The sequence below is a fragment of the Streptomyces sp. NPDC102406 genome (genome assembly GCF_044765725.1).
Lineage (GTDB): Bacteria > Actinomycetota > Actinomycetes > Streptomycetales > Streptomycetaceae > Streptomyces.
Map to the genome: position 1 here is coordinate 77,975 of NZ_JBIWKP010000006.1, position 26,987 is coordinate 104,961.

A 26,987-nucleotide genomic window follows, 5' to 3' on the forward strand; every position below is an offset into this window, starting at 1 on the left:
GATCCACCGTGTCGGACCGCCCAAAATCCGGCGTGCCCGTTTTGTTGCGCCATGTGAGGATTGCTCAAGGAGCCGGGCGGACGTCATGCGGAAGCGGAAGGGGACCGGCATGGAGGGGACGGGTGCGCGGGGACCCAGCAAGGCGGGTCTGCTCGTCCTTCTCGTCCTGCCGGGCCTGCTCTGTCTGCTCTGCCCGCTCACCCCGCTTCCCCCGGCGTACGCCACCGAGCCGTCCCCGCACGGCGCGCTCGCCGGCAGCCGGGCGGGCGTCGGCCGGACCCCGCCGGGGCGACCCCTGCCCGCCCCCACCTTCGACGAGCCCGGGATCCCGCCGCCCCCGCGGGCCGACCCGCCCTCCACGCCGCCGAGCCCTCGCCCCGAGCGGCCCGTCGCCGCGCGGGACACCGCGGTCGCGGACGAGACGGAACCCCTGGTCAACGTGGTGCCGCTGGGGGCGGGACTGCTCCTGACCGGGCTCGGCATCGGCTTCCTGGCGCTGCGACTGCGCAGGTAGGGCGGCCCGGCCGGTCGCGGGGCGGGGGCGTGTTGCGCAACAGGCCTCAACGGCGGGTGAGCAGGACCTTGCCGATGTGGCCGCTCTCCTCCAGGACCCGGTGGCCCTGCGCGGCGTCGCTCATGGGCAGCTCCTGGTCCACGATCGGCCGCACGTGCCCGCCCTCGATCAGCGGCCACACGTGCTCGCGTACCGCCGCCACGACCGCCGCCTTCTCGGCCAGCGGGCGGGCCCGCAGCGTGGTCGCGGTGATCGCGCCGCGCTTGCCGAGCAACGTACCGATGTTCAGCTCGCCCTTGACGCCGCCCTGCATGCCGATGATGGCGAGGCGGCCGTTGACGGCGAGGGCGTCCACATTGCGGTTCAGGTACTTCGCGCCCATGTTGTCGAGGATGACGTCCGCGCCCGCGCCGCCCGTGGCCGACCTGATCTCCTCGACGAAGTCCTGCTCGCGGTAGTTGATCAGGATGTCCGCGCCGAGATCCGCGCAGAAGTCCAGCTTCTCCTTGGAGCCCGCGGTGACGGCGACCTTCGCGCCGACCGACTTCGCGAGCTGGATCGCCATGGTGCCGATGCCGCTGGAGCCACCGTGCACGAGGAACGTCTCGCCCGGACGCAGGTGGGCGATCATGAAGACGTTCGACCACACCGTGCAGGTCACCTCGGGCAGCGCGGCGGCCTTGACCAGGTCGAGACCGTCCGGCACCGGCAGGAGCTGCCCGGCCGGGACGGCGACCTTCTCGGCGTACCCGCCGCCCACGAGCAGCGCGCACACCTCGTCGCCGACGGACCAGCCCGCCACCCCGGGGCCGACCTCGACGATCCGGCCCGCGCACTCCAGACCGGGGTAGGGGGAGCTGCCGGGCGGCGGGCTGTAGAAGCCCTGGCGCTGAAGCAGATCGGCGCGGTTGACGGCGCTGGAGACCACCTCCACCAGCACCTCGCCCTCGCCGGGTACGGGGTCGGGGACCTCGGCCCACACGAGCGCCTCGGGTCCACCGGGTTCCGGAATCGTGATCGCATACATGGCCGCGAGGCTACTCCCGTACCTGCGTGGATCCCGGTTCAGTCGTTCGGCAGGGGTTTCGAGTTCGGGGCGACCTGTGTCGTCGGTGTGACCCGCACGATCGTGATGAGCCGGTCGGTCAACTGGAGCGCCCCGATCGCCTTGTCGTCGTATCCGAGCACACGATGTCCTCGTACGACGCTGACGACCAGGTCCTCCGTCTCCTTCGGCTTCAGACCGACCTCGGCCTTTATCACCGGCCGCTCGATCAGATCGAGGCCGCTGCCCTTCTGGATCAGGTCCTCCAGCACCATGCCCGCGTGCGGGCTGAGCACCGACAGGCCAAGCAGGCGGCCCGCCGCGCTGGCACTGGTGATCACCGCGTCGGCGCCGGACTGGCGCAGGAGCTGGGCGTTCTCCTCCTCGCGCACGGCGGCGACGATCTTGGCGCTGCGGTTGAGCTGCCGCGCGGTGAGGGTCACGAGGACGGCCGTGTCGTCGCGCTGGGTGGCGATGATGATTTTCCGGGCGCGTTGCACCTCGGCCCGCCACAGGACGTCGCTGCGGGTCGCATCGCCTATGACACCCGCGTAGCCGAGGCTGTTCGCCGCCTCGATGACCTTGCTGCTGGGATCGACCACCACGACCTGCTCCGGCTTCAGACCGGTCGCACAGACGGTCTCCACCGCGCTACGGCCCTTGGTCCCGAAGCCGATGACGACAGTGTGGTCACGCAAGTTGGACCTCCAGCGGTTCAGTCGCCATTCCTCCCGGGTCCGTTCGGTGAGGACTTCGAGCGTGGTGCCGACCAGGATGATCAGGAAAAGTACACGCAGCGGCGTGATGAGAAAGATATTGGTGAGCCGCGCCCCGTCACTGACCGGCGTGATGTCGCCGTAGCCGGTGGTGGAGAGGGTGACGGTCGCGTAGTAGAACGCGTCGAGAAGATCGACCCTGCCGTCCGAGTTGTCGTTGTAACCGGTGCGGTCGAACCACACGAGGAGCGCGGTGAGGACGAGCACCGCGAGGGCCATCAGGACCCGGCGGGCGACCTGGCGCAGCGGACGCTCGACGATGCGACGGGGCAGTTTCACCCGGTAGGTCATCGTCTTCTCGTCCGCTTGGCGCGCCATGGCGTCATGGCCGGCCAGTTTCACGTGAAACACCCTTCGTCGCCGTGGCCCGGCGAGTTGCGGTTCGGGGGGTTGTGGTGCGGTGGGTTGTGGCCCGGCAGGTTCTGGTGCGGTGGGTTGTGGCCTGGCGGGTTCTGGTGCGGTGGGTTGTGGCCTGGCAGGTTCTGCTGCGGTGGGTTCGTTGTGGCTTTCCGTGCCGGGGCAGGGGCGCCGAGGGCGCCGCCGGTCGCGGAGCCCCAGGTCCAGGGAAGTTCGAGGATCTCGACCTCCTGTCCCTCCTGGGCGCCGCCGGGTGGCACGACCGCGAGACCGTCGGCGGCGGCGATGCCGCGCAGCATGGCCGGGCCGTTGTAGTGCAGCGGCACCGCACGGTCGGGCCCGTTGCCGCCGTCCTGGCGCAGCACGACCGGGACGAGCCGGGTGTCGTGCGGGTGCCCCTGGACGGCACCGCGCAGGGGAGCGCTGTACGGCGCCTCGTCCCCGGACCGGCCCGCGAGCGCCCGCAGCAGGGGCTCGGCGAGGGTGAGCAGCCCGGAGACGGCGGCCAGCGGGTTGCCGGGCAGGCCGACCAGATACTGGCCGGACCTGACGCGGGCGAGCAGCATCGGGTGGCCGGGGCGCACGGCGACACCGTCCACGAGCAGTTCGGCATCGAGCGCGCGCAGCGTGGGACGGACATGGTCGACGGGCCCGGACGCCGTGCCCCCGGTGGTGACGACGAGGTCCGCCTTGGAGGCGCGGACGGCCTTGAGCGTGGCCTTCGCGTCGTCACCGACCCTGCGCACGGCGATCACCTCGACGCCGAGCGCCCGCAACCAGTGCGGCAGCATCGGCCCGAGCGCGTCCCGGATGAGACCGTCGCGGGGCAACCCCGAGGTCAGCAACTCGTCGCCCAGTACGAGGACTTCGGCGCGCGGGCGCGGGAAGGCGGCCAGCTCGTCGTAGCCCGCCGCGGCCGCGAGACCGAGGACGGCCGGGGTGATCACGCCGCCCGCGGGCAGCAGCAGGTCACCGCTGCGGCACTCCTGGCCGCGCGGCCGGATGTCCTGCCCGTGCGCTACATGGCGCAACGGATGCAACTGACCCTTGTCGTCGGTGTGCCCGTGCTCGCTGCGGATCACGGCGGTGGTGTCCGGAGGGATGCGGGCGCCGGTCGCGATCGTCGCGGCCTCGCCGTCGGCCAGCGGCGCGGGCCGCGCGTGCCCCGCGAGGATTTCCTCGTCCCGTACGACCCAGGGGCCCGGGCCCGCCACGACCCAGCCGTCCATCGCGGACGTGTCGAAGGAGGGCAGGTCGGTGAGAGCGGTCAGCGGAGCGGCGAGGACGAGGCCGAGGGCCTGGTCGAGGGGTACGCGGACGGCACCCCGCGGAAGCCCTCGCGGCCCCTGCGCCTCCGGGCCCGCCAACAGGGCCTCCGGGAAGGGCAATGGAGCGTCCGGCGCGGCGTCGGGGGCCCCGGCTGTGTCGGCCCGGTGCTGCGCGGCGTGGCGGCCCGCTTCACTGGCGACGCGACGGGCGGCGGGCCAGGCTGTCGCGCGGTGACGCTCGGGGGTGGGGGCGGTTCGGTCGGGTCCGGGTGCGGGTGCGGGTGCGGCGGTGGTCCCGGGGGCGGGGTCGGAGCGTCGGGTCCCCGGGGGCTGGCGGGGCGCCGGGTCGGGGGTGGAGGCCGGGCCCGGGGTGCCGCTGCCGGTCCGGGGGCCGCCCCTGTTGTCGTTGGCGAGGGCGAGCGCCTGCTCGACCTCACCGTCCAGGGGATCGACCTGCGCCGCCCGCCCTTCGAGCCCGCTCATGGCGCGTCTCGCCCCGCGTCCGGCGCGGGGCTGGTCGATCCGGGGGCGGCGGTGTCCGGCCCGGGTGCGACGCTGCCGGGCGCGGCGGTGTCCGAGCCGGGCGCGGGGCTGGTCGAACCCGGGACGGGGCTGGTCGAACCGGGGGCGGCGGTGTCCTGCCCGGGTGCGACGCTGCCGGGCGCGGCGGTGGTCGAACCGGTCGTGGCGTTATCCGATCCGGTCGTTGCTTCGGCTTCGGCTTCGGCTTCCCGTGCCCATCGGTTGGCGAGCACGGCGGCCTTCACGGCGGCGGCGGAGACCGCTTCGGGGCCGCCCCCCGCCTGCGCCGCCGCGTATCCGACCAGAAACGTCGTCAGGGGCGCCGCGGGGCGGGCGACCCCATGTGCGGCGTCGCGGGCGAGGTCGAGCAGGACGCCGGTGTCGACGTCCAGGTCGATGCCCAGTTCGTCCTTGGCTGCGGAGATCCATTCATCCAACACGTGACCATGCTCCCTGATCCGTGACCGGGCGGCGGCGATGTCGTCCCAGGTGTCGCAGTCGAAGGACGCGACGAGGTCGGTGATACGGGCGAGTTCCAGGTTCCGGACGAGCGCCCGCAGAGGCAGGCCGTCGAGCGCCCCGTGCTCGGCGCGCAGTGCGGCCAGAACGCGGTGCAGGGCTGCTCTGCGGTACACGGCGACGAGGGGCTGATCGCGCCCGTCACCGTCGGCGAGCAGCACGCCGTCGACGCCGTGCGGAGCGTCGGCGTCGCGCGGATCGGACGGGGTGGCGGCGTCGTGCGTGTCGCCGAGTGTTTCGAGGAGCAGGGGGACGGTCCGGTCGCCCAGGAACGGCAGATCGGCGGAGAGCACGACGACGTTCCCGGCCCCCGCGTCGCCGCCCTCCGGGGGCAACGCCCGGATGCCCGCGTCCAGCGCGGCGAGCGGCCCGCCGCCCGGCGGCTCCTCGCGTGCCCAGGAGACAGGGCGCGCGGTCGGCCGCGGATCGGCGACCACGACGGTGGCGCGGGCCCCGGCGCACGCCGCGAGGACCCGGTCCAGCAGCGCGCGGCCCCCGACCCGCACCCCGGGTTTGTCCGCACCGCCGAGCCGCCGCGCGGCCCCGCCGGCCAGGACGACGGCGTCGTACGCGGGTCCGGGGCGGGCCGGGCCGACGCGTGCGGGCACGACGCGTGTGGGGTCGGCGGCTTCGGTCATGCCCCGAGTATGGGCGTAGGGGCGATCATTGCCACCCCCGCGGCCCGGGCCCCGGGGTGTCCGGTCCGGGGCCCGGGGAGCGCGTGACCGTCGGTCAGAGCGTGCGCAACAGCAACGCCGGCTGCTCCACGCAGTCCGCGACATAGCGCAGGAAGCCGCCCGCCGTGCCCCCGTCGCACACCCGGTGGTCGAAGGTGAGCGACAACTGGACGACCTGACGGACCGCCAACTCGCCCTCGTGCACCCAGGGCTTGGGGACGATCCGGCCGACACCGAGCATGGCCGCCTCGGGGTGGTTGATGATCGGCGTGGAACCGTCGACCCCGAACACCCCGTAGTTGTTCAACGTGAAGGTGCCGCCGGTGAGTTCCCCGGGCGTCAACGTCCCGGCACGCGCCGCCTCGGTGAGCCGGCCGAACTCGGCACTCAACGACTCCGCCCCGCGCGCGTGCGCGTCGCGTACGACCGGCACGACGAGCCCGCGCTCGGTCTGCGCGGCGAAACCGAGATGCACCTCGTCGAGCCGCACGATCTCGCGGCGCTCCATGTCGACGGTGGCATTGAGCTCCGGGTACCGGGCGAGGGCCGCCGTGCAGATACGGGCGAACAGCGCCAGCACGGAGATCTTCGGCCCGGCGGACGGGCCCGTCGCGGAGTTCATCGCCACGCGCGCGTGCATGAGTTCCGTGGCGTCGGCGTCCACCCAGCACGTCGCGTCGGGTATCTCGCGACGGCTCCGGGAGAGCTTGTCGGCGACGGCGCCCCGAATGCCGCGCAAGGGTGTGCGGTGCCCCTGCGGGGCGGGGGCCTGCGCGACCTGGGGGGCCTGGGGGGCCTGGGGGGCGACTGTCTCGGTGCGGGCCGCCATGGCACGCTCCACGTCCGACCTGAGGATGAGACCCTCGGGCCCGGACCCGGCCACCTCCCGCAGGTCGATCCCGCACTCCCGCGCGAGCTTGCGGACCAGCGGCGAGATGACGGGGACGGGGCCGCGGCGCACGTCCGGGCGCGCGTCCGTCGGCACGGTCGCCTCGGCTGTGCGGACGGCGATGGCGGTCGGGGCGGTCGTGGCGGTCGCAGGGGCCGTCTGTACCGGTGCTGCCTCGGTCGGCGCCGATCCCCCGAGGCGAACGCGGACCCGCCTACGCCGCGCCGCTGGGGCCGTCGTCCCGTACCCCACCAGCACGTTCCCCGAGCCCTCCGAGGTCGGCCTCTCGGCCCCGGAGCCGCCGGACCCCGAGCCAGCGGGCCGGTCCGGCGTCCCGTCCCCGGGCGGAGTCTCCGCACCGACGGCCACCGTCAACAACGGCGCGCCGACCGGCAGCTCGGTCCCTTCCTCACCGAAGCGCGCCGTCACCACACCTCCGTAGGGGCACGGCACCTCGACCATCGCCTTCGCGGTCTCCACCTCGACGACGGGCTGGTCGACGGCGACGACGTCACCGACCGAGACCAGCCACCGTACGATCTCCGCCTCGGTGAGCCCCTCCCCGAGGTCGGGCAGCTTGAACTCCAGAACCTGCGCCATCAGCCCGATCCCCTCACTGGTCCCACTGGAGCCGTGCGACCGCGTCCAGCACCCGGTCCACGCCCGGGAGGTGGTGGCGTTCGAGCATCGGCGGCGGGTAGGGGATGTCGAACCCGGCGACGCGCAGCACCGGTGCCTCCAGGTGGTGGAAGCAGCGCTCGCTCACGCGCGCGGCGATCTCCCCGCCGGGCCCGCCGAAGCCACCCGACTCGTGCACGACGACCGCGCGCCCGGTGCGGCGCACGGACGCGGTGACCGTCGCGTCGTCGAACGGCACCAGCGAGCGCAGATCGACCACTTCGAGGTCCCAGCCCTCCGCGCGGGCCGCCTCGGCGGCCTCCAGGCAGACGGGCACGGACGGTCCGTACGTGAGGAGCGTGGCACTGGTCCCGGGGCGGCGGACCACCGCCGTGCCGATCGGTTCGACGTCCACCGGCCGCTCGGGGTCCCAGGAATCCTTCGCCCAGTAGAGCCGCTTCGGCTCCAGGAACACCACCGGGTCGTCGGAGGCGATCGACTGCCGCAGCAGCCCGTACGCGTCCGCGACGGTGGCGGGTGTGACGACGGTGAGGCCCGGGGTCGCCATGTAGTACGCCTCGGAGGAGTCGCTGTGGTGCTCGACGCCGCCGATGCCGCCCCCGTAGGGCACCCGCACGGTGAGGGGCAGCGGCATGGCGCCCCGCGTACGGTTGCGCATCCTCGCGACGTGCGACACCAACTGCTCGAAGGCGGGGTACGCGAACGCGTCGAACTGCATCTCCACGACCGGCCGCAGCCCGTACATGGCCATGCCGACGGCGGTGCCGAGGATGCCGGCCTCCGCGAGCGGCGTGTCCGTGCAGCGGTCCTCGCCGAACTCCGCGGCGAGGCCGTCGGTGACGCGGAAGACGCCGCCGAGCGTGCCCACGTCCTCGCCCATGACGTGCACGGACGGGTCCTCCGCCATGGCGTCGCGCAGCGCGCGCCCGAGGGCCTGCGCCATGGTGGCCGGCCTCGTGACCGGCTTGTCGGCAACGGTGGTCACGAGAGGCCCCCCTCGGTGGTCTCCGCCTCGGCCTCAGCTTCCGCCTCCAGCTCGGCGCGCAACTGCTCGGCCTGTTCGCGCAGTTGCGTTGTCCGCTCGGCGTAGACGTGGGCGAACAGGTCCGTCGGGTCGAGTTCCGGGTCCTGGTTCATCCGCGCGCGCAGGTCGGCCGCCATCTTCTCGGCGTCGTCCCGCACGGCCTGTATCCCGGCCTCGTCGAGCAGGCCGCGCTCCGTCAGCTCCCGCTCCAGGAGCAGGACGGGGTCGTGCCCGCGCCATGCCTCGACCTCGGCGTCGCTGCGGTAGCGAGTCGCGTCGTCCGCGTTCGTGTGGGCGTCCAGCCGGTACGTGACGGCCTCGATCAGCGTCGGACCGCCGCCCCCACGCGCGCGTGCCACGGCGTCGGAAAGGACCTCGTACATCGCGACCGCGTCGTTCCCGTCGACCAGCCGGCCCGGCATCCCGTATCCGACGGCCTTGTGGGCCAGGGACGGCGCCGCGCTCTGCTTGGCCAGGGGCACCGAGATGGCGTACCCGTTGTTCTGCACGAGGAAGACGACCGGCGCCTGCCACACGGCCGCGAAGTTCAGCGCCTCGTGGAAGTCGCCCTCGCTCGTCCCGCCGTCACCGACCATGGCGAGCGCCACGACGTCGTCGCCCTTGAGCCGGGCGGCGTGTGCCAGGCCCACGGCATGCGGCAACTGGGTCGCGAGGGGGGTGCACAGGGGTGCGATGCGGTGCTCGCGCGGGTCGTACCCCGTGTGCCGGTCGCCCCGCAGCAGGGTCAGGGCCTGGACCGGGTCGAGGCCCCGGGCGACGGCGGCGAGGGTGTCGCGATAGCTGGGGAAGAGCCAGTCACGCTCCTCGAGGACGAGCGCGGCGGCGACCTCGGAGGCCTCCTGGCCGGTCGTCGAGGGGTAGACGGCGAGGCGGCCCTGCTTGGTCAGGGCGGTCGCCTGCGCGTTGTACCGGCGTCCCCGCACCACTTCCGCGTACAACCGGCGCAGCAGGTCGGGATCGGCCTGTGCGGCGGCGTCGGTGCCCAGGACCCGGTGGGGCTCCGTGTCGGGCAGCAGCGGCGCGGGGTCCGTGCGGGGCTGCCAGGCGGGCGGCGACGTGGGCGCACCGGCGCGGTGGGCGCCCCGCTGCTCCGTGACCGTCATGACGGCACCTCCTCGTGGGAGCGGGCTTCGAGGGCGCTTCGGTGTGACGCGCCTCACCTACCGATTGTTCGGTCGCCGACGCATTTTGGCTACAGGCGCCTCCAGGCTGTGGACAAACGGTTCTCCACAGCCTGTGATGAACGCAGTACGTCCATGGTAGGGAGGCGGGGGCACATGGCATCTGAACAAATGGCCGACGGTACCGGCGGCCGGGTCCCCGGGGGCCCCGACGCCACGGTCCGGCCGCTCGACGCCATCGACCGCGACATCCTGACCATGCTCCAGAAGGACGGCCGCGCGTCGATACGCTCCGTCGCCGAGCGCGTCCACGTGTCCCGGGCGAACGCCTACACCCGCATCAACCGCCTCATCGAGGACGGGGTGATCCGCGGTTTCGGCGCCCGCGTCAACCACGAGAGAGCGGGCCAGGGCGCGTCCGCCTACATCACGCTCAAGATCGTCCAGAACTCCTGGCGCACGGTCCGCGACCAGTTGCGCCGCATGCCGGAGGCCTCGCACATCGCGCTGGTCAGCGGTGATTTCGACGTCCTGATCCTGGTCCACACCGAGGACAACCGCGCGCTGCGCGAACTGGTCCTCACCAAGCTCCAGGCCATCCCCGAAGTCCTCAGCACTCGGACGCTGCTGGTCTTCGAGGAGGAGGACCTGGGCCCTGACAGCCCCTAGGACGGGATCCGAGAGCCCCGCCTACTCCTCCTTGCGAAGCCCGCCGAACACCAACCGCACGACCGCGTCCGCCACTTCACGGTCCCTGAGGCCGCCCCCGTCCGGCCGGTACCACTCCACGACGGAGTTGATCATCCCGAAGACGAGCCGCGTGGCGAGACGCACCGGTATGTCGCCGCGTACGTCCCCGTCGGCCGCGGCCGCCTTGAGGAGTTCGGCGACCTGGTGGTCGAACTCCCTGCGCCGCTCCATGGCCCAGCGTTCGGTGTCGGTGTTCCCTCGTACGCGCAGGAGCAGCGTCACGTAGGGGAGTTCGCCGGTCAGCACCTCGACCATGCGCCGGGTGACGTACTCCAGGCGTTCGACCGCACGTCCCACGCGCGCGGGTTCCTCGCCGAGGATGCCGAAGAGGCCGTCGAGCGCGCGGCTCACGGCGCGGCGCAGCAGCTCCTCCTTGCCCGTCACGTGGTGGTAGATCGAGGACTTGGAGATGCCGGCCGCCTTGGAGAGGTGCTCCATGGAAGTGCCGTCGTAGCCGCGTTCGTTGAAGACGGTGACCGCGACCGCGAGCAGCGTGTCGGGCGTGTAGGTGTCGCGCCGTGTGCCGTTGTCGCGTCGTGCGGTGGTCATGAGGAGCCCTCCCGCTTGTCCGGGGCGTACGAATGGCGGTAGAGCGCCAGGGACGGCGCGTAACGGCCCGAGGGATCGCGCAGATGCAGGTCGTCGAGGAGGGCGTACGCCCAGTTCTTGCCCAGCTTGCGGCTCCATTCGAAGGGGCCGAGGGGGTAGTTGACGCCGAGCCGCATGGCGGTGTCGATGTCCTCCTCGGTGGCTACGCCCTTGGCGACGGCGTCGTGGGCCAGGTCGATGATGCGGGCCACCGTGCGGGCGACGATCATGCCGGGCACGTCACCGATGACGCTGACGTCCTTGCCGAGCGCCTGGAAGAGTCCGATGGCCTCGCTGACCGTGCGCTGGTTCGCGTCCTGGGCGGTGGCGAGGGCGATCCGGGTGGCGGCGCGGTAGTCGAGGGCAAGGTCGAAGTAGACGACGTCCCGGTACTCGATCGACGTCTGCCCGTCCGCGAGGGCGAGTTGTCCGCCGCTGGGCAGGACCAGGCGGGTGCCGTTGTCCTCGTCCTGTTCGCGCACCTCGATGCCCGCCTCGCGGATGAGGGTGAGCAGTTCGCGCGCGGGGCCGAGGTCGCCCTCAGCGACCACATGGGCGGGCTTCTCGGCGGGTGCCGCGGTGTGCGGTTCCGGGCGCTCCTCGCCGTTCCCGTACGCGTACCAGCCCTGGCCTGCCTTGCGGCCGAGGTGGCCCGCCTCGACCAGACGGCGCTGCGCGAGCGAGGGCCGGAACTTCACGTCCTGGTGGAAGCCCTCCCAGACGGAGCGTGTCACCGCTTCGTTGACGTCCTGGCCGATCAAGTCGGTCAGTTCGAAGGCGCCCATCCGGAAGCCGCCGCTCTCGCGCAGCACGGCGTCGATGGTGGCCGGGTCGGCGCCCTGGTCCTCATGGACGGCGAACGCCTCCGCGTAGAAGGGCCGCGCGATGCGGTTGACCAGGAAACCAGGGGTGTCGGCGCAGGCGACCGGGGTCTTGCCCCAGGCGCGGGCGGTCTCGTACGCGCGCGTGGCGGCGGTGACGTCGGTGGCGGAGCCGGAGACGACCTCCACCAGGGGCAGCAGCGGCGCGGGGTTGAAGAAGTGCAGGCCCACGAAGCGTCCGGGCAGCCGCAGCGCCCCGCCGATCGCGGTCACGGACAGGGACGAGGTGTTCGTGGCGAGCAGACAGTCGTCCGCGACGATCTCCTCCAGGTCGCGCAGCAGCTCCTGCTTGGCGTCCAGCCGCTCCAGGACCGCCTCGACGACGAGGGCCGCGTCCGCCAGCTCACCGAGCGCCTGTACGGGCGCGAGGCGGGCGCCTGCGGACGCGCGCTCCTCGGCGCTCATACGGCCCTTCTCGACGAGCCGGTCGAGCCGTGCGGCGATCGACTCGGCGGCCGACTCCGCACGGCCGGGCACGGCGTCGTACAGCCGGACGGGGTGCCCCGCGACCAGCGCGACCTGGGCGATGCCCTGGCCCATGGTGCCGGTGCCGACCACGCCGACCAGTCGGTCATGTGCTGTCATGCGCGCGATCCTTCCGCATGCAGCCGCCCTTGCGGGCGCCGGGTCCCGTCGGATCGGTTTTCCACAGGTTTCACGCACCCTCTTGTACCGACCGATCGTTCGGTTACTCTAACGTGCACCGATGGTTCCTGCCCAGTCCCGTACCGGCTCGCCGGCTCAACGAGGAGCCGCAGCCCAGGAGGAGTTGGTCCGCCATGGCCGCCGCCGAACGCACCGCGCACGACCTGATCGCCCAGCACCGCCCGACACTCGACAAGGCGCTGGAAGCGATCCGCACGCGCGCGTACTGGTCCCCGCATCCCGAACACCCCAAGGCCTACGGGGAGGACGGCAGCCTGAGCGCCGCGGACGGCAAGGCCGCCTTCGACGCGCTGCTCGGCACCCGCTTCGACCTCGGCCAGGCGGGCACGGACGGTTTCGTCGGCGGTGAGGTCTCGCCGTACGGGATCGAGCTCGGCATCACCTATCCGCACGCCGACGTCGACGCGCTGCTGCCGTCCATGCGCGCGGGCATGCGCGCGTGGCGCGACGCGGGCGCCGAGGCGCGCGCGGCGGTGTGCCTGGAGATCCTGGCCCGGATCAGCGCGCGTACGCACGAGTTCGCGCACGCCGTCATGCACACCAGCGGCCAGGCGTTCATGATGGCGTTCCAGGCGGGCGGCCCGCACGCGCAGGACCGCGGCCTCGAAGCGGTGGCGTACGCGTACGCGGAGCAGGTGCGCACGCCGGACACGGCCCGCTGGACCAAGCCCCAGGGCAAGCGCGACCCGCTGGTCCTGGCCAAGGAGTTCACCCCGGTCGCCCGCGGCATCGCCCTGCTGATCGGCTGCAACACGTTCCCCACGTGGAACGGGTACCCGGGCCTGTTCGCCTCCCTGACGACCGGCAACCCGGTCCTGGTGAAGCCGCACCCGCGCGCGGTGCTGCCCCTCGCGCTCACCGTGCGGGTGGCCCGGGAAGTCCTCGCCGAGGCGGGCTTCGCCCCCGACCTGGTGGCGCTCGCGGCCGAGCGGGACGGGGAGGGCATCGCCAAGACCCTGGCCGTACGCCCCGAAATCAAGATCATCGACTACACCGGCTCGACGGCCTTCGGCGACTGGCTGGAGACACACGCCCGTCAGGCGCAGGTGTACACCGAGAAGGCCGGCGTCAACACCGTCGTGATCGACGGCACCGACGACTACAAGGGCATGCTGGCGAACCTGGCGTTCTCGCTGTCCCTGTACAGCGGCCAGATGTGCACGACCCCGCAGAATCTGCTGGTGCCCCGCGAGGGCATCATCACCGACCAGGGCCCCAAGGCGTACGACGAGGTCGTCTCGGATCTCGCGCGCGCGGTGGGCGGGCTGCTCGGCGACGACGCCCGGGCGAACGGGCTGCTCGGCGCTCTGGTCAACCCCGACGTGAAGGCCCGCTTGGAGGCGGCTCCCGGGCTCGGTGACGTCGCGCTGCCCTCCAGGGACGTCGCCCACCCGGACTTCCCGGACGCCGTCGTACGCACCCCGGTGATCGTGAAGCAGGACGGGGCGCGGAAGTTCTGGGACGCGGCGGACTCCGAGGCCGCTTACATGAGCGAGTGCTTCGGCCCCGTCTCCTTCGCCGTCGCCGTCGACTCCACGCGGGACGCGGTGGAGCTGCTGCGGCGCACCGTGCGCGAGAAGGGCGCGATGACCGTCGGCGCGTACACCACCTCCGAAGAGGTCGCCGAGGCCGTGGAGGAGGTCTGCTTGGAGGAGTGCGCGCAGCTCTCGCTCAACCTCACGGGCGGGGTGTACGTGAACCAGACGGCGGCGTTCTCCGACTTCCACGGCTCGGGCGGCAACCCGGCGGCGAACGCGGCCCTGTGCGACGCCGCGTTCGTCGCGAACCGCTTCCGGGTGGTGGAGGTGCGCCGGGAAGCCGTCTGAACAGCGTTCTACGGCGCGTTCGTGCTGTGCGCGCTCCAGTGGAAGAGCGTCATGCCGACGCTGGTCGCCAGGTTGTAGCTGGAGACCTGGGGGCGCATCGGCAGCGACACCAACTGGTCGGCTCGCGCACGCAGCTCGGGTGACAGGCCGCTGCGCTCGGAGCCGAAGGCGAGCAGTGCGTCGTCGGGCAGCTTCAGGCCGCGGATGTCCGCCCCTTCGGGGTCGAGCGCGTACAGCGGCCCGTCGGGCAGTTCGTCGACCGGGAGCCGCTCCACGGCCGTCGCGAAGTGCAGCCCGGCCCCTCCCCTGACGACCGTGGGGTGCCAGGGGTCGAGGCTGCCGGTCGTGACGACGCCGGTGGCGCCGTATCCGGCGGCGAGGCGGATGACGGCGCCCGCGTTGCCCAGGTTGCGCGGGTGGTCGAGGACGACGACAGGTGTGGTGCGTCGCTCCTGGCGCAGTGCGGCCAGGTGGCCCGCGCGGGACGGACGCCCGGCGAGGGCGGCGACGCCGGTCGGGTGGAGGCGCGGCACGAGGGCCCGCAGGACGTCCTGGTCCACTTCCACGAGCAGCGCGTCCAGGCTCTCCCGCACGTCGGGGGCGAGGTCCGCGGCCAGGGCGAGCGTGGCCGCCCGGTCCGCGGCGAGGGCGACGGGGACGTCGGCGCCGAAGCGCAGGGCGTGCTTGAGGGCGTGGAAACCGTCGAGCAGCACCGCCGTGTCGGCGCGGCGCCGCCAGGCCCGCACAGCGCCCTCGGGGCCCTGGTCCGGCCGCTCCTGCGGCCTGTGGTCCGCGCCGCTGTCCGTGCTCGTCCCGCTCATGGCAGGAAGCCTACGTGCGCGCCGCAGGCGTCTGCGCCGCCAGCGGTTCGTCGTCCTGTGCGACGCGCGGCCCCGGCACTTCCGCGCCGGTGGGACCGGTGAACACGCGTCCACGCGCGCGTGCCACCCACCCGCCGAGCCGCAGCAGGAAGGACGTCGGCAGGAACACCGCGTCGGCGGCGATCATCGCGAGCGAGAAGAAGGGCAGACCGAGCACGACGGCGATGACCGCGTGCTCCAGCATCATGAACACCAGCAGGACGTTCTTCATGCGCCGGTTGAAGACCGTGAAGGGGAAGGCGACCTGCACGACGACCGTCGCGTACGTCACCAGCAGCACCATCGGCCCGAACGCGCTCAGCAGGTCACCGAGGGCGGGCCACGGCGAGAAGTAGTCCAGGTGCAGCGGGTAGTAGACGGCCGTGCCGTCCTGCCAGCGGCTGCCCTGGATCTTGTACCAGCCCGCGGTCGCGTAGATCAGACACGCCTCGACCATGATCACCAGTAGGGCGGCATTGTGCACGATGTTGGCGACGACGTCGCACAGCAGCCGCAACTCGCCGGTGCGGGCCCGCCGGTCGACGTACCCCCACACGCCCTGGGCGGCCCACAGCATCCAGAAGAAGGCCAGCCAGCCACCGCGTACCTCGCCCGTGAACGTGAGGGCGGCGAGCGCGAGACCGGCGACCCACCACAGCACGATCCCGCCACGGTCCCGGGTCACCGGTCCCGCCGGGGACTTCCGCGCGGCACGCGCGCGTGCGGCGCGGCGCGCGTCCAGTGACCACACCTGCCCGCAGCGGGTGAAGACGAGGTAGATCGACATGAGGTGGATGACGTTGTCACCACCGTCGCCCACGAAGATGCTGCGGTTCTGGAGCGAGAGCACACCGACCATGAACAGCACCGACATGGCGCGGCTGTGCCAGCCCAGCATCAGCAGGACGGCCGACAGCACCGCGAGCACGTAGACGCACTCGAACCATGCCCGACCGTCGGACCACATCAGCGCGGTGAAGGCGTGGTTGTCCGCGATGAGCTGCTGCGCCAGGTCCCAGCTCCAGGGCCCGTCCGGCCCGTACAGCTCCTGGCGGTGCGGGAACTCGCGCAGCAGGAACAGCAGCCAGGTCATGGCGAAACCGATGCGGACCACCGCGCTCTGGTAGCGGCCGAGCGGGGCAGCGGTGATCCGCTGGAGACCGGCGCGCAGGGCGCCCTCCAGGCGGGTCGTCACCTTCCCCTCCTCGGGTTCTGCCTCCGGGTGGCCTGCTCGCTTCTCGACGCCGCTCATCGGGCACCGCCCGTCGCGGTTCCGGCCCGCAGGTGCGTGTCGTTGCCGAGCGACGCGTCCCGCGCCGTCACCGTCCACCAGGGCACTTGCCGGTAGGCCGGCTTCTGGTTCACCTTCTCCTCGCTCCACTTCGGAGGCTGGACCACGGTCGCCCGCGAGCGGACCTGGACGCGTTCGACGACCTCTCCCTCACCGGCCGCGCCGAGCCGGTCCAGACGCAGGACGAGAACGCGCCGCAGGTACTGCTCGGTGAGCGTCCCCCGCAGGCCGTTGGGCCGGTTCCGGGCGTCGTGCGTGGACACGTAGACGTCCCAGGCGCGTCGCAGTTCGTTCTGCTGGATGTGGCTGGGCAGCGGATTGTGGTCGATGGCGGCGCCGTCCTGCGCGGACAGGTCGTACCAGCGGGTGATGCGCGACTCACCGCCCGGCATGCGGATCTCGGCCCGGGTCTGGACGGCGATGTTCTGCTGGAGCGGGTTCGGGGCGAACAGCTTCCAGTTCTGCTCGAACTCGGGATAGATCCAGGACGTGACCGCGCTGTTGTACTGCTTGGACACGGTGTTCGGCGGCGCGACGTGCAGGAACACCATGAGTATGTGGACGCCGGCGATGAGGACGACACCGGCGAGGGCCAGCGCGGCGACCATCTGGCTGAGCGGGGAGAGGCCCGCTATGCCCCGGCGTTCGGACGGATCGGGCACATCCGAGGGGGCGGGGTCCGGTGGGTCCACAGGTAGGGGAGTCGCCTCCTGTGGCGTGCGCCGGGCGGCCTCGCCCGCGGCGCCTGCTTCGGTCTCCATCGGTGCTCCCCGTTTTCCCGGTCCCGTAGTTCCCCGGCCCGTCCCGCCCGGTCGTCCGGCGGCGAACCGATTCCGCGTCGTCCCGCCCGGCGGTGCGACGCACCGGCACGGTACTGGGGAGCGACCGCTCAGCACAGCCGCCCGAGGTTATCCACAGGCCCGGCGGTACGGGTTGACACCCTACGGCGCCACGTCCCACCATTGAATCCGACGAACCGAACGATCGGTCGGGAACGGTGAGGGCCCGGCGGATCCAGGTGACCGAGGTGGAGGGGGACCGGGAATGGCGACAGCAGCCCCGCAGCGACAGACAACCGGGACGGACAGGGACCGCACCGCCGATCTCCAGGCCGCGTTCGACGCCGCCGTGGCGGCCGACGAGCGCATCGAACCCCGCGACTGGATGCCCGACGCCTACCGCGCGACGCTGGTGCGACAGATAGCGCAGCACGCCCACTCCGAGATCATCGGCATGCAGCCCGAGGCCAACTGGATCACCCGCGCGCCCTCGCTGCGCCGCAAGGCCATCCTGATGGCGAAGGTGCAGGACGAGGCAGGGCACGGCCTCTACCTCTACAGCGCGGCCGAGACACTCGGCACAAGCCGCGACGAACTGCTCGACAAGCTCCACAGCGGCCGCCAGAAGTACTCCTCGATCTTCAACTACCCGACGCTCACCTGGGCCGACGTGGGCGCGATCGGCTGGCTGGTCGACGGCGCGGCGATCACCAACCAGGTACCGCTGTGCCGCTGCTCCTACGGCCCCTACGCGCGCGCCATGGTCCGCGTCTGCAAAGAGGAGTCCTTCCACCAGCGCCAGGGGTACGAACTGCTGCTCGCGCTCAGCCGGGGCACCGACGCCCAGCACGCGATGGCGCAGGACGCCGTGGACCGCTGGTGGTGGCCGTCCCTCATGATGTTCGGCCCACCCGACGACGAATCGGCGCACTCCGCGCAGTCCATGGAGTGGAAGATCAAGCGCCACTCGAACGACGAACTGCGCCAGCGCTTCGTCGACATCTGCGTCCCTCAGGCCGAGTCCCTCGGACTGACGCTCCCCGACCCCGAGCTGAAGTGGAACGAGGAGCGCGGCAAGCACGACTTCGGCCCGATCGACTGGACGGAGTTCCGCGAAGTCCTCCAGGGCAACGGACCGTGCAACGAGCAGCGCATCACCCAGCGCAGGCGCGCCCACGACGAAGGCACCTGGGTGCGCGAGGCCGCCGCGGCACACGCGGCCAAGCACGCCACGGCGGCGACCGCGGAAGGAAGGGCGGCATGAGCGACACCACAACCCCCAAGGCGCCCGCGGGCAGCCAGGACTGGCCCCTGTGGGAGGTCTTCGTGCGCTCCCGCCGCGGCCTCTCCCACACGCACGCCGGCAGCCTGCACGCCCCGGACGCGGAGCTGGCCCTGCGCAACGCGCGGGATCTCTACACCCGCCGCGGCGAAGGCATCTCCCTGTGGGTCGTCCCGTCCACGGCGATCACCGCCTCCTCACCCGACGAGAAGGACCCGTTCTTCGAGCCCGCCGCCGACAAGCCGTACCGCCACCCCACGTTCTACGAGATCCCCGAGGGGGTGCAGCACCTGTGACCAGCACCCGCGACACCCTCGACCCCACCGGCACCGCCGCGGCACTGGCCCTCGGCGACGACGCCCTGGTGCTCTCGCACCGCCTCGGCGAATGGGCGGGCCACGCCCCGGTCCTGGAGGAAGAGGTCGCCCTCGCGAACATCGCCCTCGACCTGCTCGGCCAGGCCCGCGTCCTGCTCAGCATGGCCGGCGACGAGGACGAGTTGGCGTACCTGCGCGAGGAACGCTCCTTCCGCAACCTCCAACTCGTCGAGCAGCCGAACGGCGACTTCGCCCACACCATCGCCCGCCAGCTCTACTTCTCCACCTACCAACAGCTCCTGTACGGGCAGTTGGCCGCCGGGGACAGCGCATTCGCCCCGCTCGCCGCGAAGGCCGTCAAAGAGGTCGCCTACCACGAGGACCACGCCGTCCAATGGACACTGCGCCTCAGTGACGGCACCGACGAGAGCCACGCGCGCATGCAGCGAGCCGTCGACGCCCTGTGGCGCTATACCGGCGAGATGTTCCGACCCGTCCCCGGCCTGGACGTCAACTGGGAGACTGTAGAAAGCAGTTGGAAGGCCTCGGTGACCGACGTCCTGCGCCGGGCCACGCTGACCGTCCCCGACGGCCCACAGACCGGGGCCTGGCGCGCCGGAGCCGGACGCCAGGGTCTGCACACCGAGCCGTTCGGCCGGATGCTCGCCGAGATGCAGCACCTGCACCGCAGCCACCCGGGGGCGTCATGGTGACCCCCACCCAGGGCCAGGAGACACCCCTCGAAGCCGAACTGCGCCGACTGGCCGGCTCCGTACCCGACCCCGAGCTTCCCGTCCTCACCCTGGAAGAGCTGGGCGTCCTGCGCGCCGTCCACACACGCGGCCCCGGCCGCGTCGAGGTCGACCTGAGCCCCACCTACACCGGCTGCCCGGCGATCGAGACCATGGCCGGCGACATCGAGCGCGTCCTGCACGAACACGGCATCCCCGACGTCACCGTCCACACCGTCCTCGCCCCGGCCTGGACCACGGACGACATCACACCCGAGGGCCGCCGCAAACTCCAGGAGTTCGGCATAGCCCCGCCACGCACCACCCGCACGGCCACAGGCCCCGTCACCGTCGCCCTCGGCCCGACCCGACACTCACCCGACACCGCACCACACCCGGCAGCCCCCCTCGCCTGCCCGCACTGCGGCGCCACCGACACCGAACTGCTCAGCCGCTTCTCCTCCACCGCCTGCAAAGCGCTGCGCCGCTGCCTGTCCTGCCGCGAACCCTTCGACCACTTCAAGGAGCTGTGATGGCTGAAGGAAGAGGGCCGGCCCGCTTCCACCGGCTCCGCGTCACGGCGGTCGACCGGCTCACCGACGACGCCGTCGCCCTCACCTTCGCCGTCCCCCCGGAGCTGCGCGAGACCTACCGCCACACACCCGGCCAGCACCTCGCCCTGCGGCGCACCACCGACGGCACGGAGATCCGACGTACGTACTCGATCTGCTCGGCGGTCCCGGCCGACGAGGCACCACGGACCCTGCGCGTCGGCGTACGCCTCGTCGACGGCGGTGCCTTCTCCACGTACGCCCACAAGGAGATAGGAGTCGGCGACGAACTGGAGGTGATGACCCCGGCAGGGCGCTTCACCCTCGACCCGGCGCCCGGGCACTACGCGGCGGTGGTCGGCGGCAGCGGCATCACCCCGGTCCTGTCCATCGCCACCACACTGCTGGACCGCGCACCCGAGGCCCGGTTCTGCCTCATACGCAGCGACCGCACCACCGCCTCGACGATGTTCCTGGAAGAGGTCGCCGACCTGAAGGACCGCCACCCGGACCGGTTCCAGCTCGTCACCGTGCTGTCCCGGGAGGAGCAGCAGGCCGGCCTCGCCTCGGGCCGCCTCGACCAGGACCGGATCGCGGCCCTGCTGCCCGCACTGCTCCCGGTGGACACGGTCGCGGGATGGTTCCTGTGCGGGCCGTACGGGCTGGTCCAGGGCGCCGAGCGGGCACTGCGCACCCTGGGAGTGCGCCGCGAGCGCATCCACGAAGAGATCTTCCACGTGGACGAGGGCCCCGCCGCGGACCGCGCCGGCACGACCCCGGCACCCGCCCACAGCACGGTCACCGCACACCTCGACGGCCGCTCCGGCACCTGGCCCGTCGAGGACGGCGAATCGCTCCTGGAGGCGGTGCTGCGCAACCGGCCGGACGCGCCCTACGCCTGCAAGGGCGGCGTGTGCGGCACCTGCCGGGCCTTCCTCGTCTCGGGATCCGTACGGATGGACCGCAACTACGCGCTCGAACCCGAGGAGACCGAGGCGGGTTACGTGCTGGCCTGTCAGTCCCGCCCGTCCACGGAGACGGTGGAGGTGGACTTCGACCGCTGAACCGCGCCCGCCCCGAGACACCCGGCACCGGCACCAGCACCAGCACCAGCAGGGGTGTCGGCACGGCTCTCGGCACAGGTACCGGCGCCGCGAACCTGTTCCCTTCTCATAGAACCTGTTCTATCTTGACGCCCCGTCAGATCGCGGAACAGGCCAGAAGGAACGGGAGGACAGCCCGGTGGACTTCACCTTCTCCGAGGAGCAGCAGGCGGCCGTCGAAGCGGCCCGAGCGGTGTTCACACCGGTCGCCCCGGACGGGGTGCCGAGCCCCGCGCTCACCTCCGGCCCCGTGGCCGACGACTTCGACCGCGCCCTGTGGACCAAAACCGCGGACGCCGACCTGCTGAGCCTGCTCATCGCACCGGAACACGGCGGAGCGGGCCTCGACGCCATCGCACTCTGCCTCGTCCTGCGCGAAGCGGCGAAGGTCCTGGCCCGCATACCGCTGCTCGAACACATCGCGGCCACCGCGGCCGTCCAGGCCCACGGCAGCGACGAGTTGAGGCAGGCGCTCCTCCCCGACGCGGGACGCGGCGCGCTCGTCCTGACCGTCGCCTCCGCCGGACGCACCGGCCACGACGGAGCCGACTTGGCCGTCACCGCCCGCCGCCCACCCGAGACGGAAGGCGGCGGCTGGGTCCTGGACGGCGCTCAGACGGCCGTCCCCTGGGCGTTCGACGCGGACCGGATCATCGTGCCCGCCCACACCCCCGACGGCGCCACCGTGCTCGCACTGCTGCCGGGCCCCAGCACCGACCTCCCGGGCCTGCACCTCGCCGAACAGATCTCGACCACCGGCGAACGACTCGCCGAACTCCACCTCGACGGCGCCCGCCTCACACCGCACGACATCATCGACTCACCCGCGGCGTGGCCCCTGCTGCACGACCTGCTCACCACCGGCACCTGCGCGCAGGCCCTCGGCCTGGGCGAGGCCGTCCTCAAGATGACCAGCGACTACACGAGCAAACGGGAACAGTTCGGACACCCCATCGCCACGTTCCAGGCCGTCGCCGTCCAGGCCGCCGACCGCTACATCGACCTGCGCGCGATGGAAGCGACCCTGTGGCAGGCCGCCTGGCGACTGAGCAGCGCAGCCCCCGGCCCGCTGCCGCTCGCCGCGGACGTGGCGGTCGCCAAGACCTGGGCCTCCGACGGCGTACGACGCGTCGTACAGACCGCCCAGCACCTGCACGGCGGCTTCGGCGCGGACACGGACTACCCACTGCACCGCTACCACGCCTGGGCCAAACACCTGGAACTCTCGCTAGGCCCGGCCGCCGCCCACGAGGAAACCCTCGGCGACCTCCTCGCGTCCCACCCCTTGGGCTGAACGCCGAAGCAGACCACCAACGCGAGCAATGGCTCAAGGACTTAAGGACCCAAGGCCCCAAGGACCCAAGGACCCAAGGCCCCAAGGCCCCAAGGACCGAGACGACCGTCCGAAAGACAGACAGAAAGCAACAGGAAAGACAGAAAGCGGCAGGTCAGCGGCAGATCAGACGATGGTGCCCGGCTGCCCGTTGTCGTCCACGACGGGCCGACCGGCCGCCTCCCATGCCTGCATGCCCCCGGCCACGTTCACCGCGTCGACACCCTGCTGCACCAGATACTGCGTCACCTGAGCCGAACGCCCCCCGACCCGGCAGACCACGTGGACCCGGCCGTCCTGCGGCGCCGCCTCCGTCAACTCGCCATAACGCGCGACGAAATCACTCATCGGGATGTGCAGCGCACCCGCGGCATGACCCGCCTGCCACTCTTCGTCCTCACGGACATCGAGGAGGAAGTCATCCGCCTTGAGCTCATCGACACCGACCGTGGGCACACCAGAACCGAAAACCATGCCCCGACGCTACCCGACCCCGCCCCGAACCCGACGGCACACCCCGCACCCGTAAACGGGCATGGAGCCATAGACGAGCACCGGTCGCCTCAGGAAGCGGTCAGCCGCTCCAACTCGGCCTCACGCTCGGCAACCTGCGCCAACAACTGCTCGGCGATCTCCTCCAGCAACGCGTCCGGATCCTCCGGCGCCATCCGCAGCATCGCGCCGATCGCGCTCTCCTCCAGCTCACGCGCCACCGCGGCCAACAGCTCCTTGCGCTGCGCCAGCCATTCGAGACGCGCGTACAGCTCCTCACTCGGCGTCGGCTGCCGCTCGGCCGGCACCGGGCCCGCCGCCCACTCCTCGGCCAGCTCACGCAGCAGAACCTCGTCACCCCGCGCGTACGCCGCGTTCACCCGCGCGATGAACTCATCACGCCGACCCCGCTCCTGCTCGTCCCGCGCCAGATCCGGATGCGCCTTGCGGACCAGCTCCCGATAAAGCCTGCGCGCCTCATCACTCGGGCGCACCCGCTGCGGCGGCCGCACCGACTGCTCGGTCAACATCGCGGCGGCCTCCGGGAACAAACCGTCCCCGTCCATCCACCCGTGGAACAACTCCTCCACACCCGGCATCGGCATCACCCGCGCCCGCGCCTCGTCCGCCTTGCGCCGATCCTCCGGATCACCCGTGCGCGCCGCCGTCGCCTCAGCGATCAACGCCTCCAGCTCGTCCAGACGCGTGTACATCGGCCCGAGCTTCTGATGATGGAGCCGGGAAAAATTCTCCACCTCGACCCGGAACGTCTCCACGGCGATCTCGAACTCGATCAGCGCCTGCTCCGCCGCGAGCACAGCCCGCTCGAGGCGCGCCTCGGGCCGCTCCTGAGGCTGCTCCTCCGGTTGCTCTGCCACATGGGTCTCCGGGGTCGTCACCCAACCAGCCTAGGGCACGCGCCTACCACCAACCCGAACGCGCGGTCGGAGGACCCACCACCACGAAGATCCGCGCTTGCACTCTGCTGGGGGCCCTCCCCCTCCCCCCTCCCTCCCCCCTCCCTCCCCCTCCACCCCCACCCCACCACGCACACACCCCACACGAGCCCACGCCCCACACGAGCCCACGCCCCACACGAGCCCTGCCTCACCGGTCAGACACCACGCGCCCCACCGCAAGCCTCAAGCCCAGCCCTCACACCCCCGTCTCCGCCGGGACCTGTCCCTTCCGGACGGCCCGCACCAGTTCTCCGTGGTCGGCTTCGGTCCGGTCGGCGTAGGTCACGGCGAAGGACGCGACGGCGTCGTCCAGCTCCTCGTTCTTGCCGCAGTATCCGGCGATGAGGCGCGGGTCCGCGCTGTGTGCGTGGGCGCGGGCGAGCAGCGCGCCGGTCATCCGGGCGTAGTCGTCCACCTGGTCAGCGGCGAGCGCGGCGGGGTCGACGCTGCCTTTGCGGTTCCTGAACTGCCTTACCTGGAACGGCCTTTCGTCGACGGTGGTCCAGCCGAGGAGGATGTCGCTGACCACTTGCATCCGTTTCTGCCCGAGCACCACGCGCCGTCCTTCGTGCTCGACGGGGGGCGCGTCGAACCCGACGGCGGGCAGGTGGGGCAACAGTGCGGACGGTCGCGCCTCCTTCACCTGAAGGACAAGCGGCTCGCCTCGATGGTCGAGGAGCAGCACCACGTAGGACCTGGTACCCACGCTGCCGGTGCCGACGACACGGAAGGCGACGTCGTGGATCGCGTACCGCTGGAGCAACGGCAGCCTGTCCTCCGACAGGGTCCGCAGGTATGCGCCGAGGGAGGCGGCGACGGCCTCGGCCTCCGCGTCGGGTATTTCGCGCAGTACCGGTGGCGCGTCAACGAAGCGGCGTCCGCCGCCGTCGACGGTTTCCGTTGATTTGGCGGCGAAGCGCCCGCTGGTGTTGTTCCGTGCCTTCTCGGAGACTCGTTCCAGGGTGCCGAGGAGGTCATGGGCGTCGGTGTGTGAGACGAGTTCTTCGTCGGCGATCGCGTTCCATGCGTCGAGCGCGGGCAGTTTCGCGAGGAGCCGCATCGTGCGCCGATAGGCGCCCGCAGCGTCGTGGGCGGCCTTTCGGCAGGTGTCCTCGTCCGCTCCGGCCTCGCGTCCGGCGAGCACGAGTGAGGTGGCGAGCCGTTTGAGGTCCCATTCCCAGGGACCGTGCACCGTTTCGTCGAAGTCGTTCAGGTCGATGACGAGGCCGCCGCGCGCATCGCCGTACAGCCCGAAGTTGGCGGCGTGGGCGTCGCCGCATATCTGGGCGCCGATGCCGGTCAGTGGTGTGTGCACCAGATCGTGGGCCATGAGCCCGGCGGAGCCGCGCAGGAAGGCGAAGGGGGTGGCGGCCATACGGCCGACGCGTATCGGGGTCAGCTCGGCGAGGCGGCCACGGTTGGACTCCTCCACGGCCCGCACGGCGTCCGGCCGGTCCGTGCTCACCGCGAACGTGGCGTGCGCGGACCTCGGCACCTGATGCCGCAGCGCCTTGCCGGCCGCCTTCGGCGATCCTCCCGCCCGGCCCGAACCCGACCCACCAGCGCCCGCCCCCGAACCTGCACCTGTCCCCGAACCTGCACCCGACCCCAGATCCGAACCTGAACCTGAACCCGAAGCCGAACCCGACCCATCCCCCGCGCCCCAGCCGACCCGCTCCGCGAATCCGGGCACGCGTGGCAGCCGCCGTGCTGTCCGTGCTGTCCGGGCTGTCCGGACCCCGTCCCTCGCCCCATCAAGCTCGCTCATGACGCTCGCCTCCCACCCCGTACGAGACCGCGTTCACCCGCCCCGCTGTCCCATTTCTGTGATCGGTCACGACCGTACCGCCGCACGGAAAGCAGCGTCAGAGCCTGTGGATAACCCGCCGCCTGTGCACAACTCCCCACACCGTCCCCACCCCGGCGCACCGCCGCACCAGCCCCGCAGAGCCACCTCCGCAGGCCCCCACACACAGGGCCACCTCCGCAGGATCACCCCACAGAACCACCTACCTGCGGAATTCCTCCGGACACGTCCCGCCCTCGGCCCCCAGGTACTTCTCGGCCCAGGTCCCGAGCTCCGTCAGTGACGGTTCGAGCGCCGAGCCCGCCGTGGTGAGCCGGTAGGAGACACGCAGCGGGGGCCCTTCGTCGACCTGGCGCACGACGAGCCCGGCCGCTCCCAGTTCGGTGAGTCGGTCGGACAGCATGCGTTCGCTGATGCCGGGGATCGCTCGGCGCAGGTCCGCGAAGTGCACCGGTCCCTGCAACAGGACCGACACGATCAGTCCGGTCCAGCGCTTGCCGAGCAGCCCGAAGACGCGCGTCATCCCGATGTCGACTCCGGTGCATCCCTGGGGTTCCCGGGCGGCGCCGGTTCCCGGGCATGTCCCGCTCGTCTCTTCCCAGTTGCCCGCCATGCGTCCAGGGTACTGCGTTCCCGTACGGGGGTGAGAAAAAGTAAGTCCCTGTGCTATTACTAGTTACGTACTCAACTACACCACCGCCACCGTCATCACAGTGGGAGACGCCCCATGGCAACGCTGCTGCACATCGACTCGTCCCTCTTCTCCGGGTCCGCCTCCGCCTCGCGCACCGTCACGGACGCGTTCCGCGAGGCATGGCTGGAGCAGCACCCCGGGGGCACGGTCGTCTATCGCGATCTGAACGCGGAGCCTGTGCCCCACATCTCCGCCGACGCGCACCTCGCCGGGTTCATCGACCCGGCCGAGCACACGCCCGAGCAGCGCGCCGCCTTCGCCGCGCGTGTACCGCTCATCGAGGAGCTGGAGCAGGCGGACGCCATCCTGATCGGCGCCCCGATGTACAACTACACGGTCCCGTCGACGCTGAAGGCGTGGCTGGACAACGTGCTGCTCATCGGCCGCACCGCCGGCGTCGAGACTCCCTCCGCCAAGGGCACCCCGGCCATCGTCGTCGCGAGCCGTGGCGGTTCCTACGCGCCGGGCACCCCGCGCGAGGGCATGGAGTACGTGCAGAACTACCTGGAGGCGATCCTGCGCGACGGGCTCGGCCTGGATCTGCACTTCATCGTCCCGGAGTTGACGATGGCCCCGAGCAACCCGGCCATGTCCGAGCTCGTCCCGCTCTACGAGGCCTCTCGTGACGCGGCTCTCGAAGCGGCCCGCGCGAAGGGCAAGGAGTTCGCCGCGCGCTTCGCCGCGTGAGCACCCCGCCCACCGCGT

26 protein-coding genes are annotated in these 26,987 nt (G+C 71.8%); 10 read left to right on the forward strand and 16 right to left on the reverse strand.

Annotation, left to right across the window (positions count from 1 at the left end):
• Nucleotides 1-85 precede the first annotated feature (85 nt).
• Nucleotides 86-514, forward strand: coding sequence for a hypothetical protein (locus ACIRF8_RS24375; protein WP_404217610.1), 429 nt, complete (start codon nt 86-88; stop codon nt 512-514).
• Nucleotides 515-560: 46 nt separating this feature from the next.
• Here the strand turns inward: ACIRF8_RS24375 and ACIRF8_RS24380 are convergent, their stop codons facing one another.
• The 7 genes from ACIRF8_RS24380 to pdhA form a co-directional block, all read right to left on the reverse strand.
• Nucleotides 561-1,541: an NAD(P)H-quinone oxidoreductase gene (locus ACIRF8_RS24380; RefSeq protein WP_404217612.1), complete on the reverse strand. Its 981-nt coding sequence runs from the start codon at nt 1,539-1,541 to the stop codon at nt 561-563.
• Nucleotides 1,542-1,579: 38 nt separating this feature from the next.
• Nucleotides 1,580-2,677, reverse strand: a complete 1,098-nt coding sequence (locus ACIRF8_RS24385; protein WP_404217614.1) for a potassium channel family protein — start codon at nt 2,675-2,677, stop codon at nt 1,580-1,582.
• Nucleotides 2,674-4,443, reverse strand: a complete 1,770-nt coding sequence (locus ACIRF8_RS24390) for a molybdopterin-binding protein (RefSeq protein WP_404217616.1) — start codon at nt 4,441-4,443, stop codon at nt 2,674-2,676. Before ACIRF8_RS24390 ends, ACIRF8_RS24385 begins: the two co-directional genes overlap by 4 nt.
• Nucleotides 4,440-5,639 carry a DUF6457 domain-containing protein gene (locus ACIRF8_RS24395; protein ID WP_404217618.1) on the reverse strand — a complete coding sequence of 400 codons (1,200 nt, stop codon included), beginning with the start codon at nt 5,637-5,639 and terminating at the stop codon, nt 4,440-4,442. The genes ACIRF8_RS24390 and ACIRF8_RS24395 overlap by 4 nt, the downstream gene beginning before the upstream one ends.
• Nucleotides 5,640-5,733: 94 nt before the next feature.
• Nucleotides 5,734-7,167: a dihydrolipoamide acetyltransferase family protein gene (locus tag ACIRF8_RS24400; protein ID WP_404217620.1), complete on the reverse strand. Its 1,434-nt coding sequence runs from the start codon at nt 7,165-7,167 to the stop codon at nt 5,734-5,736.
• Nucleotides 7,168-7,180: 13 nt separating this feature from the next.
• Nucleotides 7,181-8,149: an alpha-ketoacid dehydrogenase subunit beta gene (locus ACIRF8_RS24405; protein ID WP_404218185.1), complete on the reverse strand. Its 969-nt coding sequence runs from the start codon at nt 8,147-8,149 to the stop codon at nt 7,181-7,183.
• A gap of 38 nt (nt 8,150-8,187) precedes the next feature.
• On the reverse strand, nt 8,188-9,354 hold the full coding sequence (gene pdhA / locus ACIRF8_RS24410; RefSeq protein WP_404217622.1) for a pyruvate dehydrogenase (acetyl-transferring) E1 component subunit alpha: 1,167 nt from the start codon (nt 9,352-9,354) through the stop codon (nt 8,188-8,190).
• 174 nt (nt 9,355-9,528) lie between these two features.
• Here pdhA and ACIRF8_RS24415 point away from each other — a divergent pair, with 174 nt between their 5' ends.
• Entirely contained in the window at nt 9,529-10,041 is a 513-nt protein-coding gene (locus tag ACIRF8_RS24415; RefSeq protein ID WP_404217624.1) for an Lrp/AsnC family transcriptional regulator, read from the forward strand.
• Nucleotides 10,042-10,062: 21 nt separating this feature from the next.
• Here the strand turns inward: ACIRF8_RS24415 and ACIRF8_RS24420 are convergent, their stop codons facing one another.
• Entirely contained in the window at nt 10,063-10,671 is a 609-nt protein-coding gene (locus ACIRF8_RS24420) for a TetR/AcrR family transcriptional regulator (RefSeq protein WP_404217626.1), read from the reverse strand.
• Nucleotides 10,668-12,176 carry a 3-hydroxyacyl-CoA dehydrogenase gene (locus ACIRF8_RS24425; protein WP_404217629.1) on the reverse strand — a complete coding sequence of 503 codons (1,509 nt, stop codon included), beginning with the start codon at nt 12,174-12,176 and terminating at the stop codon, nt 10,668-10,670. Before ACIRF8_RS24425 ends, ACIRF8_RS24420 begins: the two co-directional genes overlap by 4 nt.
• A 194-nt stretch (nt 12,177-12,370) precedes the next feature.
• On the opposite strand from ACIRF8_RS24425, the gene paaN reads away from it, so the two are divergent.
• Nucleotides 12,371-14,083, forward strand: coding sequence for a phenylacetic acid degradation protein PaaN (paaN, locus tag ACIRF8_RS24430; RefSeq protein WP_404217631.1), 1,713 nt, complete (start codon nt 12,371-12,373; stop codon nt 14,081-14,083).
• A gap of 8 nt (nt 14,084-14,091) precedes the next feature.
• On the opposite strand, the gene ACIRF8_RS24435 is transcribed toward paaN, so the two are convergent.
• The 3 genes from ACIRF8_RS24435 to ACIRF8_RS24445 are packed head-to-tail and all read right to left on the reverse strand — an operon-like array spanning nt 14,092 to nt 16,995.
• Entirely contained in the window at nt 14,092-14,904 is an 813-nt protein-coding gene (locus ACIRF8_RS24435; RefSeq protein ID WP_404217633.1) for a TrmH family RNA methyltransferase, read from the reverse strand.
• Between the two features lie 10 nt (nt 14,905-14,914).
• A complete protein-coding gene (locus ACIRF8_RS24440) occupies nt 14,915-16,138 on the reverse strand; it encodes an HTTM domain-containing protein (RefSeq protein WP_404217635.1) in 1,224 nt (407 codons plus the stop codon).
• Between the two features lie 53 nt (nt 16,139-16,191).
• Nucleotides 16,192-16,995 carry a DUF5819 family protein gene (locus ACIRF8_RS24445; RefSeq protein ID WP_404217637.1) on the reverse strand — a complete coding sequence of 268 codons (804 nt, stop codon included), beginning with the start codon at nt 16,993-16,995 and terminating at the stop codon, nt 16,192-16,194.
• Nucleotides 16,996-17,278: 283 nt separating this feature from the next.
• Between ACIRF8_RS24445 and paaA the strand changes: the two genes are divergently transcribed.
• From paaA to ACIRF8_RS24475, 6 genes are all read left to right on the forward strand, one after another.
• Entirely contained in the window at nt 17,279-18,277 is a 999-nt protein-coding gene (gene paaA, locus ACIRF8_RS24450; RefSeq protein WP_404217639.1) for a 1,2-phenylacetyl-CoA epoxidase subunit PaaA, read from the forward strand.
• Nucleotides 18,274-18,591 carry a 1,2-phenylacetyl-CoA epoxidase subunit PaaB gene (paaB, locus tag ACIRF8_RS24455; RefSeq protein WP_404217641.1) on the forward strand — a complete coding sequence of 106 codons (318 nt, stop codon included), beginning with the start codon at nt 18,274-18,276 and terminating at the stop codon, nt 18,589-18,591. The genes paaA and paaB overlap by 4 nt, the downstream gene beginning before the upstream one ends.
• Nucleotides 18,588-19,325: a 1,2-phenylacetyl-CoA epoxidase subunit PaaC gene (paaC, locus tag ACIRF8_RS24460; protein WP_404217643.1), complete on the forward strand. Its 738-nt coding sequence runs from the start codon at nt 18,588-18,590 to the stop codon at nt 19,323-19,325. The genes paaB and paaC overlap by 4 nt, the downstream gene beginning before the upstream one ends.
• Nucleotides 19,319-19,876: a 1,2-phenylacetyl-CoA epoxidase subunit PaaD gene (gene paaD / locus ACIRF8_RS24465; RefSeq protein ID WP_404217645.1), complete on the forward strand. Its 558-nt coding sequence runs from the start codon at nt 19,319-19,321 to the stop codon at nt 19,874-19,876. Before paaC ends, paaD begins: the two co-directional genes overlap by 7 nt.
• Entirely contained in the window at nt 19,876-20,958 is a 1,083-nt protein-coding gene (gene paaE, locus ACIRF8_RS24470) for a 1,2-phenylacetyl-CoA epoxidase subunit PaaE (protein WP_404217647.1), read from the forward strand. Before paaD ends, paaE begins: the two co-directional genes overlap by 1 nt.
• Nucleotides 20,959-21,136: 178 nt before the next feature.
• Nucleotides 21,137-22,291, forward strand: coding sequence for an acyl-CoA dehydrogenase family protein (locus tag ACIRF8_RS24475; protein WP_404217649.1), 1,155 nt, complete (start codon nt 21,137-21,139; stop codon nt 22,289-22,291).
• A 165-nt stretch (nt 22,292-22,456) separates the two neighbouring features.
• On the opposite strand, the gene ACIRF8_RS24480 is transcribed toward ACIRF8_RS24475, so the two are convergent.
• From ACIRF8_RS24480 to ACIRF8_RS24495, 4 genes are all read right to left on the reverse strand, one after another.
• Complete coding sequence (locus ACIRF8_RS24480) at nt 22,457-22,804, reverse strand: rhodanese-like domain-containing protein (RefSeq protein WP_404217651.1); 348 nt, start codon at nt 22,802-22,804, stop codon at nt 22,457-22,459.
• Nucleotides 22,805-22,893: 89 nt separating this feature from the next.
• Entirely contained in the window at nt 22,894-23,721 is an 828-nt protein-coding gene (locus ACIRF8_RS24485) for a hypothetical protein (RefSeq protein ID WP_404217653.1), read from the reverse strand.
• Nucleotides 23,722-23,977: 256 nt separating this feature from the next.
• A complete protein-coding gene (locus ACIRF8_RS24490; RefSeq protein ID WP_404217655.1) occupies nt 23,978-25,549 on the reverse strand; it encodes a DUF2252 domain-containing protein in 1,572 nt (523 codons plus the stop codon).
• 241 nt (nt 25,550-25,790) lie between these two features.
• Nucleotides 25,791-26,111 (reverse strand): winged helix-turn-helix transcriptional regulator, encoded by a 321-nt coding sequence (locus tag ACIRF8_RS24495; protein WP_404218187.1) that lies wholly within the window; start codon nt 26,109-26,111, stop codon nt 25,791-25,793.
• 204 nt (nt 26,112-26,315) lie between these two features.
• Between ACIRF8_RS24495 and ACIRF8_RS24500 the strand changes: the two genes are divergently transcribed.
• Nucleotides 26,316-26,969 carry an FMN-dependent NADH-azoreductase gene (locus ACIRF8_RS24500; RefSeq protein ID WP_404217657.1) on the forward strand — a complete coding sequence of 218 codons (654 nt, stop codon included), beginning with the start codon at nt 26,316-26,318 and terminating at the stop codon, nt 26,967-26,969.
• Nucleotides 26,970-26,987 lie beyond the last annotated feature (18 nt).